At 36.1% G+C, this 26,079-nt stretch carries 26 protein-coding genes; 8 read left to right on the top strand and 18 right to left on the bottom strand.

Translation table 11 applies throughout. From position 1 onward, the window contains the following. Window positions 1-163 precede the first annotated feature (163 nt). The gene (gene ykgO, locus ACYQ0E_RS06710; RefSeq protein ID WP_029407609.1) at window positions 164-289 is read left to right on the top strand and encodes a type B 50S ribosomal protein L36; all 126 of its coding nucleotides are present in this window, start codon (window positions 164-166) and stop codon (window positions 287-289) included. Between the two features lie 119 nt (window positions 290-408). Here the strand turns inward: ykgO and ACYQ0E_RS06705 are convergent, their stop codons facing one another. The 15 genes from ACYQ0E_RS06705 to rpsB all read right to left on the bottom strand — a co-directional run bounded on the left by ACYQ0E_RS06705 (window position 409) and on the right by rpsB (window position 14,948). Further along, the gene (locus tag ACYQ0E_RS06705) at window positions 409-1,392 is read right to left on the bottom strand and encodes a chemotaxis protein CheV (RefSeq protein ID WP_460187471.1); all 984 of its coding nucleotides are present in this window, start codon (window positions 1,390-1,392) and stop codon (window positions 409-411) included. A 142-nt stretch (window positions 1,393-1,534) separates the two neighbouring features. Then, on the bottom strand, window positions 1,535-2,164 hold the full coding sequence (gene rnhB / locus ACYQ0E_RS06700) for a ribonuclease HII (RefSeq protein ID WP_460187470.1): 630 nt from the start codon (window positions 2,162-2,164) through the stop codon (window positions 1,535-1,537). A gap of 88 nt (window positions 2,165-2,252) precedes the next feature. Next, window positions 2,253-3,422 carry a lipid-A-disaccharide synthase gene (gene lpxB, locus ACYQ0E_RS06695; protein ID WP_460187469.1) on the bottom strand — a complete coding sequence of 390 codons (1,170 nt, stop codon included), beginning with the start codon at window positions 3,420-3,422 and terminating at the stop codon, window positions 2,253-2,255. Then, complete coding sequence (gene lpxA, locus ACYQ0E_RS06690) at window positions 3,406-4,173, bottom strand: acyl-ACP--UDP-N-acetylglucosamine O-acyltransferase (protein ID WP_460187468.1); 768 nt, start codon at window positions 4,171-4,173, stop codon at window positions 3,406-3,408. The genes lpxB and lpxA overlap by 17 nt, the downstream gene beginning before the upstream one ends. A gap of 2 nt (window positions 4,174-4,175) precedes the next feature. After that, window positions 4,176-4,619: a 3-hydroxyacyl-ACP dehydratase FabZ gene (gene fabZ, locus ACYQ0E_RS06685; protein WP_460187467.1), complete on the bottom strand. Its 444-nt coding sequence runs from the start codon at window positions 4,617-4,619 to the stop codon at window positions 4,176-4,178. 23 nt (window positions 4,620-4,642) lie between these two features. Further along, a complete protein-coding gene (gene lpxD, locus ACYQ0E_RS06680) occupies window positions 4,643-5,674 on the bottom strand; it encodes a UDP-3-O-(3-hydroxymyristoyl)glucosamine N-acyltransferase (protein ID WP_460187466.1) in 1,032 nt (343 codons plus the stop codon). A gap of 14 nt (window positions 5,675-5,688) precedes the next feature. Further along, window positions 5,689-6,225: an OmpH/Skp family outer membrane protein gene (locus ACYQ0E_RS06675; protein WP_460187465.1), complete on the bottom strand. Its 537-nt coding sequence runs from the start codon at window positions 6,223-6,225 to the stop codon at window positions 5,689-5,691. A 114-nt stretch (window positions 6,226-6,339) separates the two neighbouring features. After that, a complete protein-coding gene (bamA, locus tag ACYQ0E_RS06670; RefSeq protein ID WP_460187464.1) occupies window positions 6,340-8,643 on the bottom strand; it encodes an outer membrane protein assembly factor BamA in 2,304 nt (767 codons plus the stop codon). Beyond that, window positions 8,636-10,030 carry an RIP metalloprotease RseP gene (gene rseP, locus ACYQ0E_RS06665; protein ID WP_460187463.1) on the bottom strand — a complete coding sequence of 465 codons (1,395 nt, stop codon included), beginning with the start codon at window positions 10,028-10,030 and terminating at the stop codon, window positions 8,636-8,638. The genes bamA and rseP overlap by 8 nt, the downstream gene beginning before the upstream one ends. 41 nt (window positions 10,031-10,071) lie before the next feature. After that, the gene (locus ACYQ0E_RS06660) at window positions 10,072-10,884 is read right to left on the bottom strand and encodes a phosphatidate cytidylyltransferase (protein ID WP_460187462.1); all 813 of its coding nucleotides are present in this window, start codon (window positions 10,882-10,884) and stop codon (window positions 10,072-10,074) included. Continuing rightward, window positions 10,878-11,615 carry an undecaprenyl pyrophosphate synthase gene (gene uppS, locus ACYQ0E_RS06655; RefSeq protein ID WP_460187461.1) on the bottom strand — a complete coding sequence of 246 codons (738 nt, stop codon included), beginning with the start codon at window positions 11,613-11,615 and terminating at the stop codon, window positions 10,878-10,880. The genes ACYQ0E_RS06660 and uppS overlap by 7 nt, the downstream gene beginning before the upstream one ends. A 148-nt stretch (window positions 11,616-11,763) precedes the next feature. Next, complete coding sequence (frr, locus tag ACYQ0E_RS06650) at window positions 11,764-12,321, bottom strand: ribosome recycling factor (RefSeq protein WP_460187460.1); 558 nt, start codon at window positions 12,319-12,321, stop codon at window positions 11,764-11,766. A gap of 2 nt (window positions 12,322-12,323) precedes the next feature. Continuing rightward, entirely contained in the window at window positions 12,324-13,043 is a 720-nt protein-coding gene (gene pyrH, locus ACYQ0E_RS06645; RefSeq protein ID WP_460187459.1) for a UMP kinase, read from the bottom strand. A 200-nt stretch (window positions 13,044-13,243) separates the two neighbouring features. Beyond that, window positions 13,244-14,128: a translation elongation factor Ts gene (gene tsf / locus ACYQ0E_RS06640; protein ID WP_460187458.1), complete on the bottom strand. Its 885-nt coding sequence runs from the start codon at window positions 14,126-14,128 to the stop codon at window positions 13,244-13,246. A gap of 76 nt (window positions 14,129-14,204) precedes the next feature. Continuing rightward, complete coding sequence (gene rpsB / locus ACYQ0E_RS06635; protein ID WP_460187457.1) at window positions 14,205-14,948, bottom strand: 30S ribosomal protein S2; 744 nt, start codon at window positions 14,946-14,948, stop codon at window positions 14,205-14,207. Window positions 14,949-15,218: 270 nt separating this feature from the next. On the opposite strand from rpsB, the gene map reads away from it, so the two are divergent. Next, the gene (gene map, locus ACYQ0E_RS06630; RefSeq protein WP_460187456.1) at window positions 15,219-16,001 is read left to right on the top strand and encodes a type I methionyl aminopeptidase; all 783 of its coding nucleotides are present in this window, start codon (window positions 15,219-15,221) and stop codon (window positions 15,999-16,001) included. A 153-nt stretch (window positions 16,002-16,154) separates the two neighbouring features. After that, window positions 16,155-18,794, top strand: coding sequence for a [protein-PII] uridylyltransferase (gene glnD, locus ACYQ0E_RS06625; RefSeq protein WP_460187455.1), 2,640 nt, complete (start codon window positions 16,155-16,157; stop codon window positions 18,792-18,794). 124 nt (window positions 18,795-18,918) lie between these two features. On the opposite strand, the gene ACYQ0E_RS06620 is transcribed toward glnD, so the two are convergent. Together ACYQ0E_RS06620 and ACYQ0E_RS06615 are read right to left on the bottom strand one after the other, a co-directional pair. Then, complete coding sequence (locus ACYQ0E_RS06620; RefSeq protein WP_460187454.1) at window positions 18,919-19,287, bottom strand: VOC family protein; 369 nt, start codon at window positions 19,285-19,287, stop codon at window positions 18,919-18,921. A gap of 230 nt (window positions 19,288-19,517) precedes the next feature. Continuing rightward, on the bottom strand, window positions 19,518-20,417 hold the full coding sequence (locus ACYQ0E_RS06615; protein ID WP_460187453.1) for a DapH/DapD/GlmU-related protein: 900 nt from the start codon (window positions 20,415-20,417) through the stop codon (window positions 19,518-19,520). 270 nt (window positions 20,418-20,687) lie between these two features. On the opposite strand from ACYQ0E_RS06615, the gene ACYQ0E_RS06610 reads away from it, so the two are divergent. The 4 genes from ACYQ0E_RS06610 to ACYQ0E_RS06595 all read left to right on the top strand — a co-directional run bounded on the left by ACYQ0E_RS06610 (window position 20,688) and on the right by ACYQ0E_RS06595 (window position 23,344). Next, window positions 20,688-21,026, top strand: coding sequence for an arsenate reductase (locus ACYQ0E_RS06610; RefSeq protein WP_460187452.1), 339 nt, complete (start codon window positions 20,688-20,690; stop codon window positions 21,024-21,026). Window positions 21,027-21,142: 116 nt separating this feature from the next. Next, complete coding sequence (dapE, locus tag ACYQ0E_RS06605) at window positions 21,143-22,273, top strand: succinyl-diaminopimelate desuccinylase (RefSeq protein ID WP_460187451.1); 1,131 nt, start codon at window positions 21,143-21,145, stop codon at window positions 22,271-22,273. A 95-nt stretch (window positions 22,274-22,368) separates the two neighbouring features. Next, the gene (locus tag ACYQ0E_RS06600) at window positions 22,369-22,608 is read left to right on the top strand and encodes a hypothetical protein (RefSeq protein WP_460187450.1); all 240 of its coding nucleotides are present in this window, start codon (window positions 22,369-22,371) and stop codon (window positions 22,606-22,608) included. A gap of 256 nt (window positions 22,609-22,864) precedes the next feature. After that, the gene (locus tag ACYQ0E_RS06595; RefSeq protein ID WP_460187449.1) at window positions 22,865-23,344 is read left to right on the top strand and encodes a Crp/Fnr family transcriptional regulator; all 480 of its coding nucleotides are present in this window, start codon (window positions 22,865-22,867) and stop codon (window positions 23,342-23,344) included. A 123-nt stretch (window positions 23,345-23,467) separates the two neighbouring features. On the opposite strand, the gene ACYQ0E_RS06590 is transcribed toward ACYQ0E_RS06595, so the two are convergent. After that, window positions 23,468-24,916 carry a sodium-dependent transporter gene (locus ACYQ0E_RS06590; protein WP_460187448.1) on the bottom strand — a complete coding sequence of 483 codons (1,449 nt, stop codon included), beginning with the start codon at window positions 24,914-24,916 and terminating at the stop codon, window positions 23,468-23,470. 53 nt (window positions 24,917-24,969) lie between these two features. Between ACYQ0E_RS06590 and murB the strand changes: the two genes are divergently transcribed. Then, window positions 24,970-25,992: a UDP-N-acetylmuramate dehydrogenase gene (murB, locus tag ACYQ0E_RS06585; RefSeq protein WP_460187447.1), complete on the top strand. Its 1,023-nt coding sequence runs from the start codon at window positions 24,970-24,972 to the stop codon at window positions 25,990-25,992. Window positions 25,993-26,079: the final 87 nt, after the last annotated feature.

Here is a 26,079-nt window from a genome sequence, read left to right as displayed (position 1 = left end):
GCAAGCTAATTTGAGTAAAATAGTACTAAATGTACCATTTATGATGTTTTTTGAATGGATTTACTAGACATTTATAAGTTAAGGCCTTATAATCCGCGACTTCAAATTTGAACTTAAGTCGAATTGGTTATTAATATTCGGCCACTAAAAATGGATATATCTGATGAAAATTTTATCTTCTTTGAAATCAGCAAAGACTCGTCATAAAGACTGTCAAGTTGTTAAACGTCGTGGAAAAGTTTACGTTATTTGTAAAACAAACCCAAAATTTAAAGCGCGTCAGCGTTAATTTTTAGGTTACCACAACGAAAAAGGTGCACTGATCATGCACCTTTTTTTACATCTAAATTTTACATCTTCACTCAATTTATCTTATTTAGATTCAATCCCAAAATAAATAACACTTTCTTAATTCGTCAACCAATCTTTAAAATCACTTTCCACTTTTGAAATGGTATCTACAATCAAATCGGTATCGACCTTACCAATAAAATAGTTTGCCCCCATATCAAGAACTTCGCGGCTATTATTATCACTGGTCATTGAGGTATGAACAATTAAAGGCATATTTCTAGTTCGTGCATTTTGGCGTAATTCTCTTATAACAGTATGTCCAGAAGCCACAGGCATTTCTAAATCTGTAAATACCATTGAAATATCTGTTAATGACTCTTTGCTTGAAATGTAATCCAGCAATAATCGACCATTATCAAAGCCTTTATATTTAAGCCCAAGCTGGTCAAATACCATTCCCATATATTTTTGAATAGACTTACTATCTTCTGCAAATAGAATTGTTTTTTCATAAACCTCATCACTAAAATGATGATCATCCGTTTTTACATTTTTAGCTGAAGCGAAGATTTTTTCAGCCATAGAAGGCATGGCTTCAATGAGTAATTTTTCAATATCCAAAATAAAGCAAAGCGTTTTACTATCATGAAGGTAAGTGTGATTAATAATTTGATTGGTATTCACATTTACATTGTAATTACCTGCTGGATGAATATCTGACCAGTTTTTTTCTTCAACACCATGAATATAAGAAACGCGTAAACCAACAAAATTATGGCTGAAATCGGATACGATAATAATCGATTTTTCGCGTTCTTCTTCTGTCATTTCAAACCCCATCCATTTTGGTAGGTTAATAACAGGTAAATAAACACCACGTAGCTCAATCATTCCTTCAATTAAGTCGTTAGTTTCAGGCATTGCCGAAACTTCATACGCCCTAGCCTCTAGCACTTCTCGTACTTTAAAGACATTCATACCATAATAAGGTGGTTGATAATTTTCCTTAGGAAATTGAACCTGAAAAATCATCAAACTCATTTGGTTGTTTTTACTTAATTGTGCGGTCTTTTCAACCTGCGCTAAAGTTGTTGACATACAATTACGCCTTTTTAGGTCTTAAATGCATGCCCTACGCCGTTAGGATATGCATTATGTATTTTCTTAAAGGTATTAAAATTGATTTTACCAGGCCTGGTAAATTCAATTTTAGGATTGAAGATATTTGATTACTCTTCTTTTAACATTGTTCTAATAACTGTTTAACAGGTTTAAACGTCTTTCTATAACCAGGAATCATGCCAAACTGCTTTAAAGCGGCCAAATGTTTTACTGTTGGGTAACCTTTATGCTCATTAAAACCATAATTTGGGTATTTTTTGTGTAATTCATGCATTTGTTGATCTCTAAAAACCTTTGCAAGAATAGACGCGGCGCTTATTTCCATGACTTTATCATCACCTTTTATAACCGATTGGCAAGTGTAAGAAAGTTTGGGGCAACGATTGCCATCTACATAAATTAGTTGAATTTCATGGCCTGCATCAGCAATCATTTTAACAGCGCGCTGCATCGCCAACATGGTTGCTTGTAAAATATTGATTTCATCTATCTCTTCTGGCGTTGCAACAGCCACTGCATAAGCGATTGCTTGTTCTTTTATTTGTACCGCTAAAGTATTGCGTGTAGCTTCTGTTAATTTTTTGGAATCCTTGAGCGGTAAAGTACAGTTTTTTGGCAAAATAACCGCACTCGCTACAACATCACCAATTAAAGGCCCTCTGCCAACTTCGTCAACGCCAACAGTCGTGCCGGTTAATGAAAAAAACTCTGGTAGTGAAGAATCTGAAAAAAGACTTTTTTGGCTCATAGGTAATCCAAGTAGATATTGATTATGGCAAACGGCCCACTGCTACTGAAACATTTGAATAGGTTTACAGCATATTAAATGAATGAAACTAGGACATCCAATCATCGAGTGCATCTGCCGCAAGCTCTGAAGCATTTTGTTTTAATTGATGATATTGAATATCAAAGGCAGAAATTTGGTTATCTCGTAATTTTTGATCCATAATTAACCGCCCCATATTGAGTGCTATTTTTTCTGGCGTGGCATTTTCTTGTATTAATTCAGTTACAAGGGTTTTATTAGCAAGTACATTTGGCAACCCAATCCATTTAGTCGTAGCTAATCGTTTCATGATCCAATATGAAATTGGGTGTAGCGCTATGGCTAAAACCAATGGTTTACGCATCAAAGCACACTCTAGCGTTGCTGTACCCGAAGTAACTAAAGCTTGATCACAGGCTTCTAATACTTCTCGTGACTGCCCATCAAGTAACTTAATTTTTATATTTTTACCAAACAGAACAACGGATTGCTGAATTCGCTCTTTGGCTTTTTGATGAACGCAAGGAATAACAAAATGCATATCAGGATAAATCTCAGCTAATTTACTTGCGGCCTGAATGTAGACATCAACCATTTTATTGATTTCACTCATCCGTGAACCAGGAAGGATGGCTGTAATTTTGTCCGTAGTTAAATAGCCTAAATTTAACTTGGCTTGGGGCGTATTTGGTTTTTCTGGAAATTGATTTGCTAAGGGATGACCCACAAACTTTACGGGAATGTTATATCGATGATAGTAATCAGGTTCAAAGGGAAATAGGACCAGAACACCGTCTACAGAATCTTTAATTTTAACCAATCTTTTTTCACGCCATGCCCAAACAGAAGGCCCAACATAATGAACTGTTTTTATTGAGTTTTGTTTTAAAATTAATTCAACTTTAAAATTAAAATCAGGCGCATCAATACCTATAAAAACATCAGGTTTTAAAGTTAACAAACGAGTAATAAGGTGTTTTCTAATCTTAAGAAGTTTAGGTAAGTGTTTGATTACTTCAAATAAACCCATAACCGAAAGTTCTTCCATTGGAAACCAACTTTCAAAACCTTGAGCAAGCATTTTTGGCCCACCAATACCAACAAATTGAGCATTAGGGTAACGTTTTTTTAAACTAGAGACTAAATCAGCACCTAATGTATCGCCAGATGCCTCTCCAGCGACCATAGCAAATACCTTAGGCTCTTGATGTATAGAAGGACTATCTAACGATGCCACGATCAGATTTTTTTAAGAAAAGAATGAGTGAATCTAAGGTTTTTTTGTCATCATTTAATAACTCAAGCTCATGTAAAGCTTGCTCTAAACGATTACCAGTTCGGTATAAAATTCGGTAGGCTTTTTTGACTAAAGTAAGTTGGTTTTTATCAAAACCACGACGTTTTAAGCCTTCAAGATTAATACCTCTAGGTCCAGCTAAATTTCCAGATACCACAACAAAATTTGGAACATCTTGATTAATGACACTTCCCATACCACAAAAGCTGTGCTCACCTATTTGGCAAAACTGATGGACTAATGTGTAACCACCTAAAATAGCCCAATCATGAACAATGACGTGCCCTGCTAATGCTGCCGCATTTGCAAATATACAATGACTTCCAATAATACAGTCGTGTGCAATATGAACACCAGCCATTATCCAATTGTCATCACCGATAACCGTTTTACCAATGTCTTGAGTCGTACCACGATTAATAGTGACATTTTCTCTAAACGTATTATTGTTTCCAATAATAACAGTGGTTGGTTCGCCTGCGTATTTTTTATCTTGTGGCGAGGCAATTGAAACGAAAGGAAAAAACCGATTATTTTCACCTATTGTGACACTTCCTTCGATAACAACATGCGAATCTAAAACAGAACCTTGACCAATAGTGACATTACCTTCAATAACACAAAAGGGTCCTATTTTTACCCCTGGTGCAATGGTTGCATTAGGGTCAATTATGGCGGTAGAGTGAATCAAAATTAAACCTTTCTTTCAGCACACATCAAATCGGCAGAAGCAATCAGCTTGCCGTTGACCATCGTTGTACATTCAAACTTCCATATCCCTCGTTTATTACCTAATGCTTTAACTTCAAAGTCTAAACGGTCTCCAGGAATAGCGGGTTGTCTAAAACGACAGTTATCAACGGCTGCAAGGTAATACATAGATGAACCATCTGGTTTTTCTTCTTGTGATCTAAACGCCAAAATCCCTGTACACTGTGCCATTGCTTCAATGATCATTACACCAGGCATTACTGGGTTATTAGGAAAGTGACCTGTAAACTGTGGCTCATTAAAGGTAATATTTTTAAACGCTGTCAGTCTTTTGCCTGATTCAAAATCAGTCACTCTATCCACAAGTAAAAAAGGGTATCTATGTGGTAGGTATTCAAATATTTCTTTAACTTCCATTGTTTTCATAATCCAATAACATTTAATTAATTTTATTCAGTTAGTGATTCAAGCTTTTTTTCAAGTTGCTTAATCTGTTTAACCATTTTATCTAACTGACGAGAACGAACATTGTTTTTTTGCCATTCAATGGCTTTTATTGCAGGAAATCCAGCATAAGTACCAGACTCTTTAATATCTTGCGTTACCCCTGTTCTAGCTAAAAGGTGACAATTATCCACTATTGAAATATGACCAGAAAAACCTACCTGACCTGCAACTGTACAATTTTTACCTAATATTGTACTTCCTGCAAAACCTGCCTGTGCAACAATTGCTGAGCCAGAACCAATAACAACGTTATGCGCTAAGTGAACTTGGTTATCAATAATGCAATTATCTTCAACAACCGTATTTTCAATTGCACCACGGTCAATAGTGACATTACTCCCAATAGAGACATTGTTTCCAATAATAACACGCCCTATTTGGGGTATTTTAACCCATTGTCCCTTATTGTTAGCCCAACCAAAACCATCACCACCAATGACTGCTCCAGCTTTAATAATGACATTATCACCAATGATACAGTTATTATAAATCGTTACATTTGGTTCAATTCTACAATTATTTCCAATAGTAACGGCTCTTTCAACGACTGAACCAGCAGAGATAATTGAGTCGCAACCAATAGTCACATCATCTTCAATAACCACATTGGCTTCTACAGAAGCGTTCATTCCAATATGAGCAGAATTTGAAACCACTGCTGATGCATGTATCTGGCCATCACTCACCTTAAATGGATTAAGTAATTGGGCAACTAGAGCATAAACATAATAAGGGTTTTCAACAATAACTTGGGTAAAAGGATAATCTCCCGAGTTTACTTTAGAAATAAGTACTGCAGATGCGGATGATGTTTCTAAATTAGAGAGGTATTTTTTGTCTGTTAAAAATGAAATCTCACCTTTTTTTGCAATATCAAGGCCTGATACTTGTGAGATTTCAATTGCATCATCACCTAACAAGTCAACAGAAATGCCTTGTTTATTCAGGTGTTGAATAATTTTTTTTAGTTGCACAGTTTTCTCCTGAATTATTTATTAAATTCAGAACGCTGCTTTTTACTAACTGCTTTCAAATGTGTTAATACATCATTCGTAATATCAATACGCTTATTTGTATAAGCAATACCTTCGTAAAGGATAAGATCAAAACCTTGTTTTTGGCCAATCTCTTTGATTGAATCATTTACAATTTTTTGTAATTTAGCAAGTTCTTCGTTTCTTCTCAAGTTTAGTAGCTCTTGAACATCGTTACGACGTCGTTGAATCTCACGAGTTAACATAGAGATTTCACGCTCTTTACTGACTTTTTGAGCATCACTCATAACGGCTTTATTTTTTTGATAGTCAGCTTGTTTTTTTTCAAGATTGCCAGCTAAACTTTTTAGCTCAGACTGTTGTGGCGAAAACTCTTTTTCTAATGAAGCCGTTGCTAGCTTAGCCTGAGGCGCTTGTTCAAGCAATAAGGCGACATTAACTACACCAAGCTTGACTCCTGTGTCTGAAAAAGACGCTGTAGAAGCCAAAGTAATACAAATTGCAAAGGCAAGTTTTAAAATATTATGCATTGAATATCCGTCCGTTTTATCTATTTTATCTGGGTTAAGCAATTCTACCTTAAAAATTTTATTGATGTAATAAACACCACAAAATTTTCCTTTTATACCGCTACTGCTATATTTTTAGAAACCTGTTCCTAAAGTAAACTGGAATGTTTGCAAGCTATCGTCTTTAGTATAAGAAATAGGTTGAGCAATACTGAATGTTAAAGGCCCTACAGGCGTAATCCAAGAAACACCAATACCGGCTGAAGTTCTCAGTTCATTTGCTTCAACAGTATCAAATGTGTCAAACACATTACCAAAGTCAAAGAATAAACTCACGCGAGCATTACTAGAATCTTCAATAAACGGTACTGGAAATACAATTCCAGCTGTACCCGTAATTTTAACACTACCACCGGTTGGGCTATCACTGCCATCTATAGTTGAATCGTATTCAGGCCCTAAAGAGTTTGACTCAAACCCTCTTACTGAACCTATACCACCAGCATAAAAGTTCTCATAAAATGGTAGATGATCAATATCACCATAACCATCACCAAATGAAAGCCCGGTTTTTAACTGCATTGTAAAGTTATCTGTTAGTGGTTGATACCAGTTTTCATTAGCATAAACTTTGTAATACGGTGCCTTAGAGGTCCCCGGTAATACGGCTTCTAAAGAAAGACTTGTTTTTTGACCTTTGGTAGGAAAGTAAAAACCATTAGTTGAATTATGTGTCCAGCCCATTGAGGCGATAACTGAATTTGTATTTTTGCCGTACTCACTTATATAGTCAGTACAATAAGTAAAGTCATCCGCACAAACTAAACTTTGAGAATCAAACTTTAAGCCATAGCTTAATGAATTATTTTCACTTAAAGGATAGCCTAGCGACAAACTCAAGCCTAAATTATTGGTTGTATAATCTGCAATATCCAATTCGTCAGCATCAATTTCGCTGTAATAGATATTTGCTCCAAGACTTACTCCGTCTTGAGTAAAATATGGATTAGTTACCCCAATACTGGCTGACTTTGTAGAAGAACTCGTGGCAACATTAAAATTAAGTTGGTTACCACTACCAATAAAGTTACGCTCAGAAACACCAATATTAAAACTTACACCATCAAGTTGAGAAAACCCTACCCCAGCGGAAAATGACCCTGTAGGTTGCTCTTCTACTTTTACAACCAAATCAACTTGATCAGCTGAAACACGTTTTGTTTCAATATCAGAACTTTTAAAATAACCTAATCGTTGTAATCTTTGCTTAGATTGACGTACTAATTTTAATGAGTATGGCGCACTTTCAAGTTGACGCATTTCACGGCGTACAACATGATCACGAGTGCGTGTATTACCTTCTACTTCTACACGTCGTATATAAACGCGTTTTTTAGGCTCTATTTTAAAACTTAGCGCAATGGTACGATTTTTCTTATCAAACTTGGTTTCAGGAGCAACCTCAGCAAAAGCATATCCATCTTCACTTAAACGATCACGTATAGCATTTACCGCCTCAATAACAGCTGAACGAGAAAAAGTATCTCCCTTTTTAAACGGAGTTAAAGCTTCAAGCTCTTTTTTGCCTACAATTAATTCGCCTAAATAATCAACTTTAGAAATCGTATATAACGAACCTTCAGTCATATTAATAGTCGTAAACACTTTAGTTTTATCTGGAGAAATGCTGACTTGTGAGGAATCTATCTTAAACTCTGCATACCCTCTATCCATATAATAGGACTTAATCGTTTCTATATCCGCCTGCATTTTTGGTTTAGAGTATTTATCACCACTACCAAATGAAACATGCTCAGCCATTTGCATTTGCGATTTTAAGCGTTCATCCGAATAAACATTATTACCAACTAAACTAATGCGTCCAATTTTAGCTGGCTCACCCTCTGTAATATCGATTTTAAGTTCAACACGATTTCTAGGTAATTCTTTAGATGTGATATTAATTATCGCCGCATAGTAACCCTGGTTTTGATAACGACGTTTCAAATCAACAACCACATGGTCCATTTGTACTTGGTTATAAATACGGCCTTTTTTAATTCCTAAACCATCAAGGGCTTTGTTTAAAACATCTGTTTCAATTAAAGAGTTACCTTTAATTTTAATATCGGCAATCGAAGGGCGTTCAATCACTTTAACAACCAAAGTTCCATCATCTTTTTTATAGAGAGAAACATCTTGAAAAAAACCAGTTTTATAAAGTCGCTGAATACTCTCCTGAATAGATTGACTATCTAGTTCGCTACCAGGTTTAACCGATAAATAACTATTGATTGTTTCAAAACCAATTTTATTTGAGCCTTCAACCTTTATATCTTTAACGGTAAAAGCAAAGGCAATGCTCGGGGTGAATAACAAGGAAGCAATTGCCGCCGATAAAATGCTAGTTGAGGATTTTTTTTGAAACATATTAACCATGGGATATTCTTATTACATCATTAAATAAAGCCAAAAACGTTAAACCAACAAGCAAAAATAAGCCTATTGTTTGTCCGACTGCCATAACCTGTTCGCTCACAGGAGAACCTTTAATCATTTCGATGAGGTAATACATTAAATGCCCCCCATCTAAAATAGGTATTGGTAATAAATTTAAAATACCAATACTTAAACTTAATAAACCTAAAAGACTTAAAAAAGCCACCAAGCCAGATTGAACAGCTTGTCCAGAAAATTGAGCAATACTCAAAGGACCAGAGAGATTACTGGTACTTACCTCTCCAATCACCATACGTTTAAGCATAACAACACTCATCACAAATAAATCAACACTGCGTTGATAAGCATGAGAAAACGCATCGATAAAACCGTACTGTATTTTTGCAGTGTAAGGGGCAAGTGTTTGTTCATCAACTTGTACACCAACCCCCATTTTACCAACCATCTCGCCATTTTCTAATGTCGACGAAGATAAATTTGCTCGCTGAGTATAAACAATGCCATTACGTTCATACTGCACTTCTACCTGTTGATTTGGCAAAGACTGGACTACTTTAACAAAATCTTGCCAGTTATGAATGGGGTTTTTACCAATTGCGATAACTTTATCGCCACTTTTTAAGCCCGCAACATCTGCCGGACCACCTTCAAGCACCTGACCAATGACTGCTGGCAGAATAGGTTTTGTTGGTATAAACCCTATGAGTTTTAACCAATTTTGTTTAGGCTCATTAATATTAACAGCCGATAAGTCAACATTTGAAGCATTTAATACGCTCGAACCATCAACCGATGAAAACTGAACGTTAATGTTTTTATCACCTTTAGCTAAAGCTTGTAATATTTGCTGATTTACCATCTGCCAACTGTAAACAGCTTGGTGATTAACTTCTGAAACAGACCAGGCCTGGTGATTTTGTAGAGTGTTTATATTTGAAGTAATTGAAGCTTGTAATGCTGTTCCTTTAGCAAATTCAGAAACGATAGGTTTCATACCTGTAGTGCCAATCATATACATTACAGCAAACACAACCCATGCAAAAAATAGATTAATTAATGGTCCAGCGGCAACAACTGCAAAACGTTTATAAACAGACTGTCTATTAAACGCGCGGGGTAAATCTTCAGGAGCCACATCCCCTTCACGTTCATCAACAAACTTTACATAACCGCCTAATGGAATTTGAGCAATAACAAACTCTGTTTCTTTGCCTTTACGAGAATAAATTGGCTTACCAAATCCAATAGAAAATTTAAGCACTTTAATATTAAAAAAACGTCCAACTTGGTAATGGCCCCATTCATGAATCGTTACAATAACGCCCATGACAAGAACAAACCCTATAAGCGACCAAACAAATGTCATTAACACATATCCATATTAATTATTAGCATCATATTCATCTCTTATAGCCCAATACTATAATGCCAAGCAATATAAAGCATAGGAATAGCAATTAAAATACTGTCTATTCTATCCAGTACACCACCATGACCTGGCAAAATTTTTCCACTATCTTTTAAACCTACTTGACGCTTTAGTACACTTTCAAAAAGATCACCAAAAACAGAAAACAAAGCTATTGCTGTTAACACCAAAGCTAGGGCAAAAAAGGATGCATTAAAAGGTTGTTTAAGAGCATACAAAACAACCAAGGCAATTATTAGCGTTAAAACACCGCCACCAATAACCCCTTCCCATGTTTTGCCTGGACTAACATATACCGCTAATTTATTTTTTCCAAAACGGCGCCCACTAAAATAGGCACCTGTATCGATAGACCAAACAAGCAACATACTTAGTAATAACGTTAAAGCCCCAAACTCAGCCCTAAACAGATACATAGAAACAACAAACAATATAACGGAAAGGATTCCAGTAAATAAGATAAAAGCCTTTGATTTAGTCCCTATTTGGCCTTGTGTTTTTTGATAACGCAACACAATCAACATAACAACAATAGCTTCAAGTATGGTTAAAAAAACGATATTCTGTGTATTAAGCATATCCATTGCGTAATTCGCAACAATCACAATACCAAAGGCATAACAAACTTTAAGAACTGGAGCTTTTATTTTGGCAAATGCAGTCCATTCCCAGGCCGCAATAAAAGCAATAATAAGTAAAATCCCTTTCCAAACCATATCTGAAGAGAAAAAAAGAGCCCAAATAGATAAGACGACTAGAATCAGCGCGGTAATTACTCTCTGTTTTAACATTTATTTTTTACCTGCTCACTAGTTTGACCAAAACGACGTTCACGTTTTGAAAAAGATAAAATGGCATCATCAATCTCTTTTTCACCAAAATCAGGCCAAAGCGAATCGGTAAAATACAATTCTGCATAAGCCATTTGCCAAATTAAAAAATTACTTATACGCTGTTCACCACCCGTTCTAATTAATAAATCAGGTTCAGCAATATCTGACAACGCAATATACTGACTTATTGCCTCTTCAGTTAATTCAGCAACATTTTTATCAGGGTGATTTAACTGCCAGAGTTTAACGGCATCTACAATATCTGCCCTACCACCGTAATTGGCAGCAATAGTTAATACCAGGCCTGTATTATTTTTAGTTGCTTGTTCAGCTTGAACGATATGTTTTTGAATTTGTTCGCTAAATGCAGAACGATTACCAATAATACGTAACTGCACATTGTTTTCAGAAAGCTTTTGTACTTCCTTTTGTAGTGCTTTTAAAAACAAACCCATAAGTTTGTTTACTTCTTCTTTGGGGCGTTTCCAGTTCTCGGTACTAAAAGCAAATAAGGTTAAAGCTTCAATACCCCTTTCAGAACAGTGAGAAACCACTCTTTTTACAGCATTTAAACCTTTTTGGTGCCCCATAAATCTAGGCAAAAGACGGTTTTTAGCCCAACGACCATTACCATCCATAATAATACCAATATGCTTAGGCTTGTGTAGCCCACTACCTACTTCTGACAAAACAACTCCAAAAACAAACAAAAACGGCCTTAGAGCAACAATTTTCTCTAAGGCCGTTTTATGTATGCCATTAACTACAAATCGACTGATACGATAAAACCTGTCAATTATGCCGTAAACAACAATAAATATCGACTTAAATTTGCGATTAAACTTCCATCAAAACGGCTTCTTTTTCTGCTAAAAGCGCATCAATTTTTTTAACGGCCTCATCTGTCAGCTTTTGAATTTGATCTTCTGAACGACGTGCATCATCTTCAGTTACATCTTTTTCTTTTAATAAGTCTTTAACATCACCATTTGCATCGCGACGAACGTTACGAACAGCAACACGTGCGTTCTCAGCTTCTTGACGCGCCACCTTGGTTAAATCACGACGACGTTCTTCAGTTAAAGGTGGCATAGGAATACGCATAACACTACCATTTGTAACCGGGTTAACACCAAGATCAGACATCATAATCGCTTTTTCAACCACGGCAACCATCGGTTGCTCCCAAGGCTGAACCGTTAATGTACGCGCATCTTCAACGTTAATATTGGCCACTTGGCTAATAGGCACTTGCGATCCGTAATATTCTACCGTTACTGCATCTAAGATACTTGGGTGTGCACGACCCGTTCTAATTTTTGCAAAGTTCGCTTCTAGGTTTTCAATTGACTTAGACATACGCGACTTAGCATCGTTTTGAATTTCATTTAACATTCTTATTCTCCTACGCTTACCAAGGTGCCTTCATCCTCACCTTGAACAATTCTGATTACCGCGTTGTCTTTAAACATATCAAAAACACGGATTGGCATTTGGTGATCACGACATAAAACAAATGCCGTCATATCCATGACCTGTAAATTCTTTTGGATTACATCATCATAACTTAGCGATTGATAACGAGTTGCCGTTGAATCTTTCATGGGATCAGCTGTATAAATACCATCCACTTTAGTGGCTTTTAATACAATATCAGCATCAATTTCTATACCACGTAAAGCGGCAGCGGTATCTGTGGTAAAAAATGGACTTCCAGTACCTGCGGCAAAGACTAATACCTGACCCTCAGCAAGTTGCTTTTTAACGACATTAGCGTTAAATCCAGTTGATACACCCTCAATCGCCATCGCTGATAAAACTTGTGACTTCATACCTTGGCTTTCAATAACATCACGCAGTGCCAAAGCATTAATAACCGTTGCCATCATACCCATGTGGTCACCGGTAGTACGTTGAATACCAGAACCTTGGATTTGTGCGCCGCGAAAGATATTACCGCCACCGACAACAATACCCACTTCCACACCTAAATCACGTAAAGCTCTTACTTGAGCTACTACATTTTGAAGCGTTTTAGAATCTAATCCAAAATCACCATCACCCATTAAGGCTTCACCACTAAACTTTAATAATATACGTTTGTATTTAAGTGTCATATTCATTCCTTAGTCGCCGTAATCCAAAGTGTTTTATAAGTATTTAAATATAATATTCTAATTAAATACAAAGACTTATAAAAAACTTTATTAAAATAATTTAAAATCAAATTAATTAATAACTAATTTTTACATACAAAAAAGCCATAGCGGATTTACTAAAAGCAAACCCTAGCTACGGCTCATTCAGTCAATTAAAATTAACCTGTTACTGCTTTTGCCGCCAACGCAACTTCATCTGCAAAGTTGGTTTCTTCAATCACAATACCTTCACCCACTTCTAAACGAATAAATGAAGAAACTGAAGCACTATTAGATTTTAATAGTTTTTCTACAGTTTGATCTGGATCTTTAACAAAAGATTGACCAAGTAACGTAATTTCACCAACAAACTTACGCATACGCCCTTCAATCATTTTCTCAATGATTTCCATTGGCTTACCAGAAGTTTTTGCTTGCTCAATTTGGAAAGCACGTTCTTTTTCAACGACTTCTGCATCAAGATCATCAGGAGAAACAGCTGATGGTTTAGCCGCTGCAATGTGCATAGCAACATCACGAGCTAAAGCGTCATCACCACCTTCTAATGAAACAACAACACCGATTTTTTCACCGTGTTGATATTGACCAATTTGACCTGTTGTTTCGATAAGTTCAAGACGACGTACCGCCATATTCTCACCGATTTTAGCAATCATTTCACGACGTGTTTGGTCAACCGTTTTACCAGATGCCATCTCAGCATTCATTACTGCTTCAATATCTGTTGTTTTATTTGCTAATGCAATCGCTGCAATCTCATTTGCAAAACCTTTAAATTCGTCACCTTTGGCAACAAAGTCAGTTTCACAGTTAACTTCTGCAATCACACCTGTTTTCTTATCATCAGAAACCGCAATCGCAATAACACCTTCTGCTGCTACACGACCTGCCTTTTTATCTGCACCAGCCATTCCTTTCTTACGAAGAAACTCAATTGCTGCATCCATATCGCCATCTGTTTCAGATAACGCTTTTTTACAATCCATCATCCCTGCGCCAGTTGTTTGACGTAGTTCTTTAACCATTGCTGCTGTAATAGCCATTTTGAAATCCTTAATTTATCTATGAATAATCAAATTCGGCCTGATTTAATTTACCAGGCCTGGATATTGAATAACTTTATTTTTCTGCTGTTTTTTCTTCAGCTTCAACAAAGTCGTCACCCTCAACCGCAGTTGTGATGGTAGCTTTACCTTCATTAATTGCGTCTGCAGCAGCAGATAAATATAGAGAGATTGCGCGGATAGCATCATCGTTACCAGGGATAACGTAGTCAACACCACGTGGATCGTTGTTTGTATCAACAACACCAATAACTGGAATACCTAGATTTTGTGCTTCTTGGATAGCAATTTTTTCGTTACCAGTATCAATAATGAAAATTGCATCAGGCATAGCACGCATATCTTTAATACCACCTAAAGAAAGCTCTAACTTAGTCTTTTGACGAGTCATCATTAATGCTTCTTTTTTAGTGATTTTTTCAAAAGTACCGTCTTTTTCCATTGCTTCTAGTTCTTTTAGACGCTTGATAGACTGTTTGATAGTTTTGAAGTTAGTTAACATACCACCTAACCAACGGTAATCAACATAAGGCATTCCACAACGTTGAGCTTCTTGAGAAACTAACTCACGTGCTGCCTTTTTAGTACCAACAAATAATACTTTACCTTTGTTAGCAGCGATTCCGCCCATCATGTTTAACGCATCGTTAAACATTGGTAATGTTTTTTCTAAGTTAACAATATGAATCTTGTTACGTGCACCAAAAATGTACTCAGACATCTTAGGGTTCCAATAACGGGTTTGGTGACCAAAATGAACACCGGCTTCTAGCATTTGACGCATGGTTACTTTTGCCATGATTTTTTCTCCAATAGTGGGGTTAAGCCTCCGTTTACCCCATAAAACGAACTATATATTTTGTTGTAAACCATTGGTTTAATACAAAATTTTTAGCACCCCGTTTTATGTGTCGGTAAACGTGCGGATTTTCTGTTAAAATTCCTCTCATCTGAAAGGCGCGGCATTTATACCATATCCAAGCCAATTTAACAATTTAAATTCATAAAATCATGGTTTTTCTTAATAAAACTTCTTTGATAAATGAATTCAATCAAAAGAACTCTTTCTATGACCATAAAAATCAAAACTGCTGAAGAAATTCAAAAACTGCGTGTTGCAGGTCAACTAGCCTCTGACGTACTAGAAATGATTACCCCTTATATTGTGCCAGGAGCATCAACGGGTGAATTAAACGCCATCATGCATAAATATATGACAGAAGTACAACAAACCATTCCTGCTACACTCAATTACCATGGTTTTCCGGCTTCTAGCTGTATATCAATCAACCAGGTTGTTTGTCACGGAATTCCAGAGCAAACTAAAAAGCTAAAAAAAGGTGATATCGTTAATATAGACGTAACAGTCATCAAAGATGGTTATCATGGCGATACAAGCATGATGTTTGAAGTCGGTGAAGTAAAACCTTTTGCAAGTCGACTTTGTCAGGTGGCTCGCGAATGCTTATGGTTAGGTATTGAACAAGTAAAACCTAATGCGACTTTATATGACGTGGCTTATGCTATTCAAAAACATGCTGAAGCAAACAATTATTCAGTAGTAAGAGAATACTGTGGGCATGGAATTGGTGCGGATTTTCATGAAGAACCGCAAGTACTTCATTATGCCGCGCCAGAACTTAAAGATATTGTGTTAAAAGAAGGCATGGTTTTTACTATTGAACCCATGATTAACCAAGGTAAAGCTCCGGTTAAATTATTGCCTGACAACTGGACCGTTGTCACTAAAGACAGAAAATTGTCTGCGCAATGGGAACACACCCTTGTTGTCACCAGTACGGGTTATGAAATATTTACATTAAGAACGGGTGAAAAACCTGTATTACCTTAAGTGTAAAATTATTGTATTGGTCTTTTATTATCTTATTTTTAAAGGCATTACATTAAGACTAAATGACCAATACAAAACAACCTTTAATCTTTATAGAATTTTACGCCTAACGATGGCTAACAATTCTTTCACAAACCTAAACTGAGCCCACACATGAATGAGCGCGTTTCTTTACCCAATTTTATTCATTCACTTGAAAATTCATCCACTCCTCTTTTAGAGCAGATCACGATTGGCCGCACAGTTCTTAGTAATTTTATTGATTATCAATTTAGTCAATTTGAATCTGGAACAGCGGTTGCGGAATTAATCAAAGAACGTGCTATATTTATTGATCAATTTTTAAAACGTATTTGGAAAGCATATATCCCTAAACAAATCGCTACACTTGTTGCGGTTGGCGGTTATGGACGCGGTGAACTGCATCCCTATTCAGATATTGATCTTTTGATTTTATGTGATGATATTGAATCAAATCAAGACCAGCTCTCAACCTTTATTACTTTTTTATGGGATTTAGGTTTTGATGTTGGGCACTCTGTTAGAACCGTTAGCGACTGCAAAACAGCGGGGTTAGAAGATGTTGCAACCGCAACAAATCTTCTTGAGGCTCGCTGGCTAACAGGTGGATATTCTCGCTTTGAAGAACTGCAACACCTATGGGGAAATCACGCTGAATTTTGGGATCGAAAAGACTTTTTTATTGCCAAATATGAAGAGCAAGTTACTCGCCATAAACGCTTTAATGACACGATCTATCAATTAGAACCTAATATCAAAGAAAGCCCTGGTGGCTTAAGAGATATTCAAACTATCTATTGGGTAGCTAAAAGGCATTTTAATGCGAATTCAATTAATGAATTAGTACAGCGTAACTTCATAACCACTGAAGAGTTTTTAGAAATTGAAGCGGCATATAAATATTTAAACCGCATTCGTTTTGCTCTACAACATCAAAAAAGGCGTCGCGAAGACCGTTTGCAATTTGATTTACAACAATCAATTGCCGAAAGCTTTGGTTATAGCGACAACGACGACAAAATTGCCGTTGAGCAGTTTATGAGCAGTTATTACCGCAATGTTCAAAACGTAGTAAAACTTAATGAAATTTTACTACAGCATTTTCGTGAAATTTTATTTGATGACGAGAACACTGAAGAAAAACCAATCAACAATCATTTTAAAATTGTAGGCGAATATTTAGACATTGCCCACCCTCGTGTTTTTTTTAAAAACCCTACAGCATTGTTAGAGTCTTTTATCATTTTAGAAACCTTACCAGAAGTGAAAGGATTACGCTCCAACGCTATCCGTTCAATTCGTGACCATCTTTATTTAATCAATGATAGCTTTCGTAACGACCCTATCAATAAAGCACTCTTTATGGAAATATTTAGACAGCCTAAAGGGGTTAATGCTGCGGTTAAGCGCATGCACAGTTACGGCGTATTAAGTGAATACTTACCGGTATTTAAAAAAATTACTGGGTTAATGCAGTTTAATATTTTTCATGCTTATACCGTAGATGATCACACTATTTTAGTAATTCGTAATCTACGCCGTTTTTTTGTGGATGATTTTACTTATGAATTTCCAACCGCACATCAAGTTGCCAAAAAACTGTGTAAACCTGAAGTTCTGTTTTTAGCTGGTTTATTTCATGATATTGCCAAAGGTCGTAATGGTGCTCATGAGGTTTTAGGTGCGGTGGATGCCATGGAGTTTGCTACACAGCATAATCTTTCGCAAAAAGACGGTAATATGATTAGTTGGTTAGTGCGTTACCATTTAGAGTTCTCAAGCGTTGCACAAAAGAAAGATTTAAGTGACCCACAAGTTATTCAAAAATTTTCTAAAATTATGGGTGACCAAGAACATTTAGATTATCTATATTTATTAACGGTTGCCGATGTTTGCTCTACTTCTGCCGATGTTTGGAATGACTGGAAAAACTCGCTATTCTTAACGCTATACAATGAAACATCAAAAGTGCTTCATTTAGGCATTAACACGCCTAGAGACCGTGAAATTAAAGCCTTGCAGACCCAAGAAAAAGCGCGTGAACTTTTATCTAAACGTGGCATAGCTTCTTCTCAATTTAATAGTTTTTGGAAAAGCCTTAGTGACAGTGATTTCTTTAGTAAACAAACACCCAATGATGTTGCAAGAATCACCAAATTACTCTATCAGCGTGACAAATCACACAGCCATGTATTTTTAAAAGAACAATCGCAACGTGGGGCTTCAGAACTCATTATATATATGCCTGATAGAGATTATCTCTTTGCCCATATCGCTCACACTTTAGACACCCTTTCAACCAATATCATGGAAGCACAAATCTTTAGCTGTACAGACCACATGACTTTAGTCATGATGTATTTTTTAAATAGAGATACACACGACTACTTAGATGAAAGCCGACATGATGAAGTGATTAATAAAATTAAATTTCAACTTACTCAAACAGATGTAAAACCTCTAGAAATTAGAAACAACATTAGAAACCGTAGGACACGATATTTTGATACACCGACTATTGTTGATTTTAAACAAACTAACGATGCATTAACCGAGTTATCTATTAGTACTAAAGATGCGCCTGGGTTATTGGCTCGTATAGGTTGTGCGTTAAAAAACAATAATATTCGTTTGCATGACGCAAAAATTCGTACTGAAGGCGAAAAAGCAGAAGATATCTTTCTCATTAGCGACACCAATAATGAAGCCATTAAAAGTAAAGAGAAGCTTAATAATATTTCAAAAGCCATTAAAGGTTTAATAGAGAATTAACCCTTTTAGAGAAGAGTTCTTGTGATTTTTAACGCTTTTAATATAAATTTAATATAGGTTTTCATTTGACTTTTCCATTTTACCAGGCCTGGTAAAATGGAAATTTATCGGTTTAAAACACTCATTAACATTCAAACAACTCTAGAGCATTACCGTCTGGATCTCGCGTAAACAATGCTTTTCTACCAGATTTACTTAAACTATATTCTAAATTTATCTGTTTAAGCTTTTCAATAAACTCGTCAATAGAATCTACTCGTAAAGCAAAATGATAGTCTCTACCACCATGTTCAGGCTTACTACCTGAATACGGATTATTAAGCTGCATAATATGCAAACTTTGGCCATTTTGTAAATCAAGCCAATAACCTGGAAAACCCAAGTCTGGTCTATTTAAAAGTGGCAAGCCCAGTATCTCATGATAAAAATTCAAAGCAATATCTGCATTTTCAACAAGAATACTTACATGATCAAAACCTGTAATCTTTGCCATAAAAACCCTTTAAAAGATAATAAAAAGAACTGTCATCTCTAAATTAACGCATTTAAGAGTATTCAGTAAATGGGTTCTTTAGTGATTTAATAATATAGATAGAGATAATCATAGCCAGAATAACTAAATGATTTAATGTGCAATGAAGAATCGTTTAATTTTCATTGCACATTGATTAACAATTGAGATGTTATTAATGCATTAATCGTTATTGTTAATTACGGGACGTTTTAATCATTAGTATGTAAGGCAGAATTTAAACCACCCCACAAAGAACCGTCCGTCACAATCGCTTCAACTGCACCAGTTTGACTATGGCGTCTAAATAACAATTTAGATTGTCCAGATAACTCACGAGCCGATATAATTGATCCATCAGGCATTTTAACTTTTGTACCCGCCGTTAAATAAAGGCCTGACTCAACAATACAATCATCACCTAAAGAAATACCTAAACCTGCATTGGCACCTAATAGGTTTCTTTTACCCATAGAGATAACTTGTTTACCACCACCAGATAGCGTACCCATAATAGAAGCACCACCACCAATATCGGTATTTTCATCAATTACCACACCAGCACTAATACGCCCTTCTACCATTGAGTTACCAAGAGTTCCAGCATTAAAGTTTACAAAACCTTCATGCATAATGGTTGTACCTGGTGCTAAATGTGCACCTAAACGTACACGGTCAGCATTACCAATACGCACACCTTCAGGTATTACATAATCCGTCATACGTGGAAACTTATCAATAGAAGTCACCTTAAATTGATGTGCTTCACCTGCAATGGCTTCACGCAGATTTTCAACTTCTGTAGGTAATACAGGGCCAGCACTGGTCCAAGCCACATTACTTAAAAGTCCAAAAACACCGTCTAAATTAATGGAATGTGGTTTATAAGCACATTCAGATAATAAGTGTAAACGAAGGTACGCTTCTTCTGCAGTTTTAGGAGCATCTTCAATAGAAGCAATCTCAACGGTAACAAAGTCACCTTTAATCAGACCTACTTTTGAGGCTAAACAATTACGTGCTATCTCTTTATTAGAACGTGGAAACCACACATCTATTGTTGCTCCAGTTTTCGTATCGCTATAACGGTGACCGATTCGTTTAATTGTCATAATGCTATTCTCTTGAGTAAATTTGAAAAAAATTGAATAACCGATGATTATACATTTTCAAATTCAAAACAAATAAAAAATCATACTTAAAATTTATATTATTCAATTTATTTACACTAAACAACGCCTATCATTACAGCTTATTTCTAAAACAGGCTAATTAACCTATTTATTGCAAGGTTTTAAAACCATAAAAAGCCGTCTTATACGGTTGATTCACAGTCATCTCTCTCTATAATAAAAGCACTTAAATCTTACAGGTAAACAAACATGATTTTATACGGTATTCCCAACTGCGATATAGTACGAAAGGCGCGTAAATATTTAGATGACAATCAAATTAGTTATGAGTTTCACGATTTTAAAAAACAAGGTTTAACCTTAGATACCATTCAAACCTGGTTACAAACTCAGCCGATTGATGTTTTAGTAAACAAACGCAGTACCAGTTGGAAACAGCTTACCGATGTGCAAAAACAAAACCTTATTACGGGTGATGATTTAACTGTTTTAACAGAAATGCCTACCTTAATTAAACGACCTGTATTAGAAATAAACAATGCATTATTAGTGGGTTTTAATGCCAAAGAATACCAAGCGCTACATTAAATTCATTCTAAAAGTCGTTTAAAACTAAGATAATTTCGTCTAATTCGGCAATAAGACTTCTCAAAAAATACACTAAGCCCTAAAATAGCTTATTCATTTACGCAAAAGAAAACACCATGACTGAAACCATTGAACTTGCACAAAAACTTATACAAATTGACTCTGTGACTCCTAATGACAAAGGTTGCCAGCAAATCATTGCCGACTATTTACAACCATTAGGATTTACCACCGAAAAAATGCCTTTTGCGGAGGTAGATAATATTTGGTCTCGTAAAGGGTCAACCTCACCTTGTTTTGTTTTTGCAGGTCACACCGATGTTGTGCCTACTGGCCCTGAAGAGTCTTGGACTTACCCACCATTTTCAGCGCACATTGATGGCGATATTATGTTTGGTCGTGGTACAGCCGATATGAAGAGTTCTATTGCGTGTTTTATGGCGGCAACCAAACGTTTTGTAAACGATTACCCTGATCACAAAGGTTCTATTGCTTACCTTATCACCAGTGATGAAGAAGGCCCTGCGGTAAATGGTACGGTTAAAGTTGTAGAAACCTTAGAAAAGCGTAATGAAAAATTTGAATATTGCCTAGTGGGTGAACCATCAAGTAGCCATAAATTGGCCGATTCAATTAAAAATGGTCGCCGAGGCTCATTAAGTGGTCACTTAACCATTAAAGGTGTGCAAGGACATATTGCTTACCCAGAACTAGCCAACAATCCTATTCACAATATGGCACCCGCTTTAGAGCAATTGGTCAACGTGCATTGGGATCATGGTAATGAATATTTTCCACCAACGTCATTTCAGATATCAAATATAAAAGGCGGTACTGGGGCAACCAATGTTATTCCTGGTGACGTTGTTATTCAGTTTAATTTTCGTTTTTCAACCGAGCATTCGCCCGAATCTTTAAAAGAAAGCGTACATTCTATTTTAGACCACCATAATTTAGATTATGATTTAGAGTGGACATTATCTGGCCTACCATTCATTACTCCAGCTGATGGCAAGCTTATCCAAGCAGTGCAAAAAGCGTCTGAAACAGTTGTAGGAAACAAACCTAAACTATCTACCGCTGGCGGAACATCTGATGGTCGCTTTATTGCTCCCACTGGCGCACAAGTTATTGAACTTGGCCCTATAAACGCCACAATCCATAAAATTGATGAACAAGTTAGCGTTACTGATTTAAATCAGTTAACTGAGATTTATTACCACACACTTGTCAATATATTAAGTTAACCGCCAGTAAATTATTTTTTGATATCAATCAGTTGTATTAACTTATTCAAAATAAACTACCCGCATCTAATAAAACATAAAACCATGAGAAAAATATGACTGAATCAGAACTACCAGCCTCACTTGAATATTTATTTATTGCGTTACAAATTATTGCTCTTATCGTTTTTATTTACCTTATTTGGCCTCTCATTAAAAACGAAAACTGGAAAGCAAAGTTTTTTGACAATAAAACTGCTCGCTCTATTATTATTGTATTCTTATTAATTCTTGTCTTTGTTTGGGGAATAAATGCCTTTTTTGGTTATTTTTTCCAGGTTCAACAACTCAAATAATTTTTACCAGGCCTGGTAAATCTGTTTTCATATTTACTTTACAAACTTAGGCTACATACAGTAGCCAGTCTTACATTATCAGCATAGAGTAAAATCGCGCTAACCCTTTCATACAAAGTGGTTTTTTATTACAAAATTTTAAATCATTAATACTCCCCAGCGTCTAATTAAAAACTATTACGTATTTAACCGATTATGCTTTAAAGCATAGGTTAGAATAAAATCAGTTGTTTTAAAAAGAAATGAGGAAGATTTTATGAGTTTAGCAAAAACGTTATCTGCCACCATTATTGGTCAAGACGTATCATTAGAAGAGTGTGAAGTTTTATCTGCTGCATTTACACAAAAAAAGCTCACCATTGGTGATGTTTTATTTGAAGAAGGTACAAGAGATGAAACGTTATATTTACTGGTGACGGGTAAATTAGAAGTGTTAAAGGTACTCAGCAATAACATGACAATTCACATTGATACTCTCAAAGAAGGCAGTATGACAGGTGAACTCAGTTTTATTGATGGTAATACACACACCATGCGTGTGGTCGCCAAAAAGGATTCTGAAGTATTGTTATTGCATAAAGATGCGTTTGAAAATCTTGTAGAACAACACCCAATGCTTACCTACCATGTTATGCGCTCTATTTTGCGTTACTCTCACGTTATGCAACGTAAAATCAATGCTAAATATTTAGAAATGCACCGTATGGTACAAAATCAATACACAGCACAATATTAAAAATGGCTTTAAATTCATGGTTTAAATCATGATTAACATCATCATTGAATAAACGTATCATTAAAAAAGGAGGCCAAGCCTCCTTTTTATTAACCGTTATTTTTTATTGAAACATTTTTTTATTTATTCAGATTTAATCGCTTCAATTCTTTTGATATTCCAAACATAAACTAAATAAATAGCTAATGTTGCAATAATCAAAGGTATTGTTGCAGTGCCTGAAACTAGGTTAGATGCAAATACAATCATTATCGCCACCGGAGAGATCCACTTAAGATCTAATAGCAACTTGTCCATTACCCAAGGTTTCATAGATAACTGCTTATCTCGTTCCTCCTCTTTAAATTCCCAAGCAACAAATATCGTGATAAACAACCCACCAAGAGGCAACATAATATTTGCGGTAAGAAAATCAATAGACTCAAAAAAGTTTCGGTCACCAATAAACTTGATATCAGCCCAATCATTAAAAGAGAAGACAGTACCGATACCGATAAACCAGATTATAGCGCCCAATATCCAAGCCGCCTTTACCCTTTTTATGCCCCAGTTTTGGTCAAACCAACTAACAGCAGGCTCAATTAAAGAAATAGACGAACTTAAAGCCGCCATTACCACCAAAGCAAAAAATAAGGTACCAAAGAATTGCCCACCAGGCATATCACCAAAGGCAACGGGTAAAGTTTGAAACAACAAACCTGGTCCTGAACTTGGTTGTAAACCATTTGCAAACACAATTGAGAAAATTACCAGGCCTGCTAATAACGCCACTAAGGTATCCACAAAGGCTATCCATAAGCCCGCTTTAACAATGGAATATTCTTTAGAGATATAAGAACCATAAACCATCATCGTACCAAGGCCAATGCTTAGGGTAAAAAATGCATGCCCCATTGCTGTTAACACTGATTGCCAAGTGAGTTTAGAAAAATCAGGATCAAACAAAAAATGAAAACTTTGACCAAATGCCCCTGTTGTCATCGCGTAACCAAGCAAAATCAATAAAATAAATAAAAGTCCTGGCATCATAAAGGAAATAGCTCTTTCAATACCGCTTTTAATCCCTTTTGCTACGACTAATACGGTAAAGATACTTGCGACTGTATGCCAAAAAAGCAGTTCAGCGGGATTGGCCAATAATTGACTAAAATTTTGCCCAACTTCTTTTGAGGTAATCCCCACAAACTCGCCCTGCACACTTTGTACTAGATAAGCCAAACTCCAACCGGCAATCACCGTGTAAAACGATAAAATCAACGCACCCGCTAGCAAACCATTTAACCCCAGTAAAACCCACCAACGGCTACTATCATTTTTACGTGCAACATTAGCCATGGCTTGAGCAGGATTGGCCCGCCCAGAACGTCCTAACGCAAGTTCAGATAAGAGCACAGGAATACCTATTAATAAAATACACGCCAGGTAAACCAATACAAATGCACCGCCACCGTTTTCACCTGTAATATAGGGAAACTTCCATAAATTCCCCAAGCCAACCGCAGAACCAATGGCTGCCATAATAAAAACTGTTTGCGATGACCAAGAATCTTTAGAAAGTGTTAACTGACTCATTCATCTTCCTTTATAATAAATCCAATTCGAACCTCATTATACACAAGAGTAAAATGCACATTCAGGCCAACCAATCACTTAAGCCCTATAACACCTTCAACATTGATGTTAAGACCGAGTATCTGATTGAAATTAACAGACAGAGCGATATCTTGACGTTAAGGTCTGATCTTAAACTCGCATCGCTTCCTTGGCGCATCATAGGGGATGGAAGTAATATTTTATTTACCCATGATATTGCCGGGGTAATTGTTCGTTGCACTTACGATACTTTAAAAATCGTAAAAGAGGATGAAGAAAATATTTGGTTATCAGTAGGCGCCGGAATGAAATGGCATGACCTCGTAAAATATACCGTTGACAATGGCTGGTGGGGGTTAGAAAACCTTGCACTAATTCCAGGCACCGTTGGCGCAGCTCCTGTACAAAATATTGGTGCTTACGGTGCAGAAGCTAGAGATACCATTACTCGTGTGCAAACTTTAAATATTTATGATGGCCAGCGTATTGAATACCGTAATGCCGAATGCCAATTTGGCTATAGAACTAGTTTATTTAAACAAGAGTTTATTAATAAACTCTTAGTGCACAGAGTTACCTTTAGATTAATAAAGCTTAAATATGGCAAACCAAATTTAGCTTACGATCCATTAAAAGATGCTTTATCAGATATCCACAAAGATAAACTCACCCCGGCCATTATTTTTGATGCCATTGTTGATATTCGTAAAAACCGACTCCCAAATCCAGAACGACAAGGTAATGCGGGCAGTTTTTTCAAAAACCCAGTTATTGAACAAGAATATTTTGATACGTTACAAGAACAGTATCCAGAAATTCCACATCACAAAATGTTAGATGGCTCTTATAAAATTCCAGCGGCTTGGCTTATTGAACAGGCTGGCTGGAAAGGACGATCGCATGGTAAATCTGGAGTATCCATTAAACATGCATTGGTGTTAATTAACTTAGGCGGTGCTAAGGGAACTGACATAGAAGAGCTATATCACCTTGTTCAAGATGATGTTAACCATAAATTTGGTATTCATTTAGAACCAGAAGTTATTATTTTATAAGATTAATGGCTATCACGTTTTAGCCATTACACCTTAAAAGCCATACTATCTCACCCAAAAAGCATAAGATTTTAAATTAATAGAACT

This window comes from Thiomicrorhabdus hydrogeniphila, from assembly GCF_054656895.1.
This window is presented reverse-complemented; position numbering and strand designations above follow the sequence as displayed.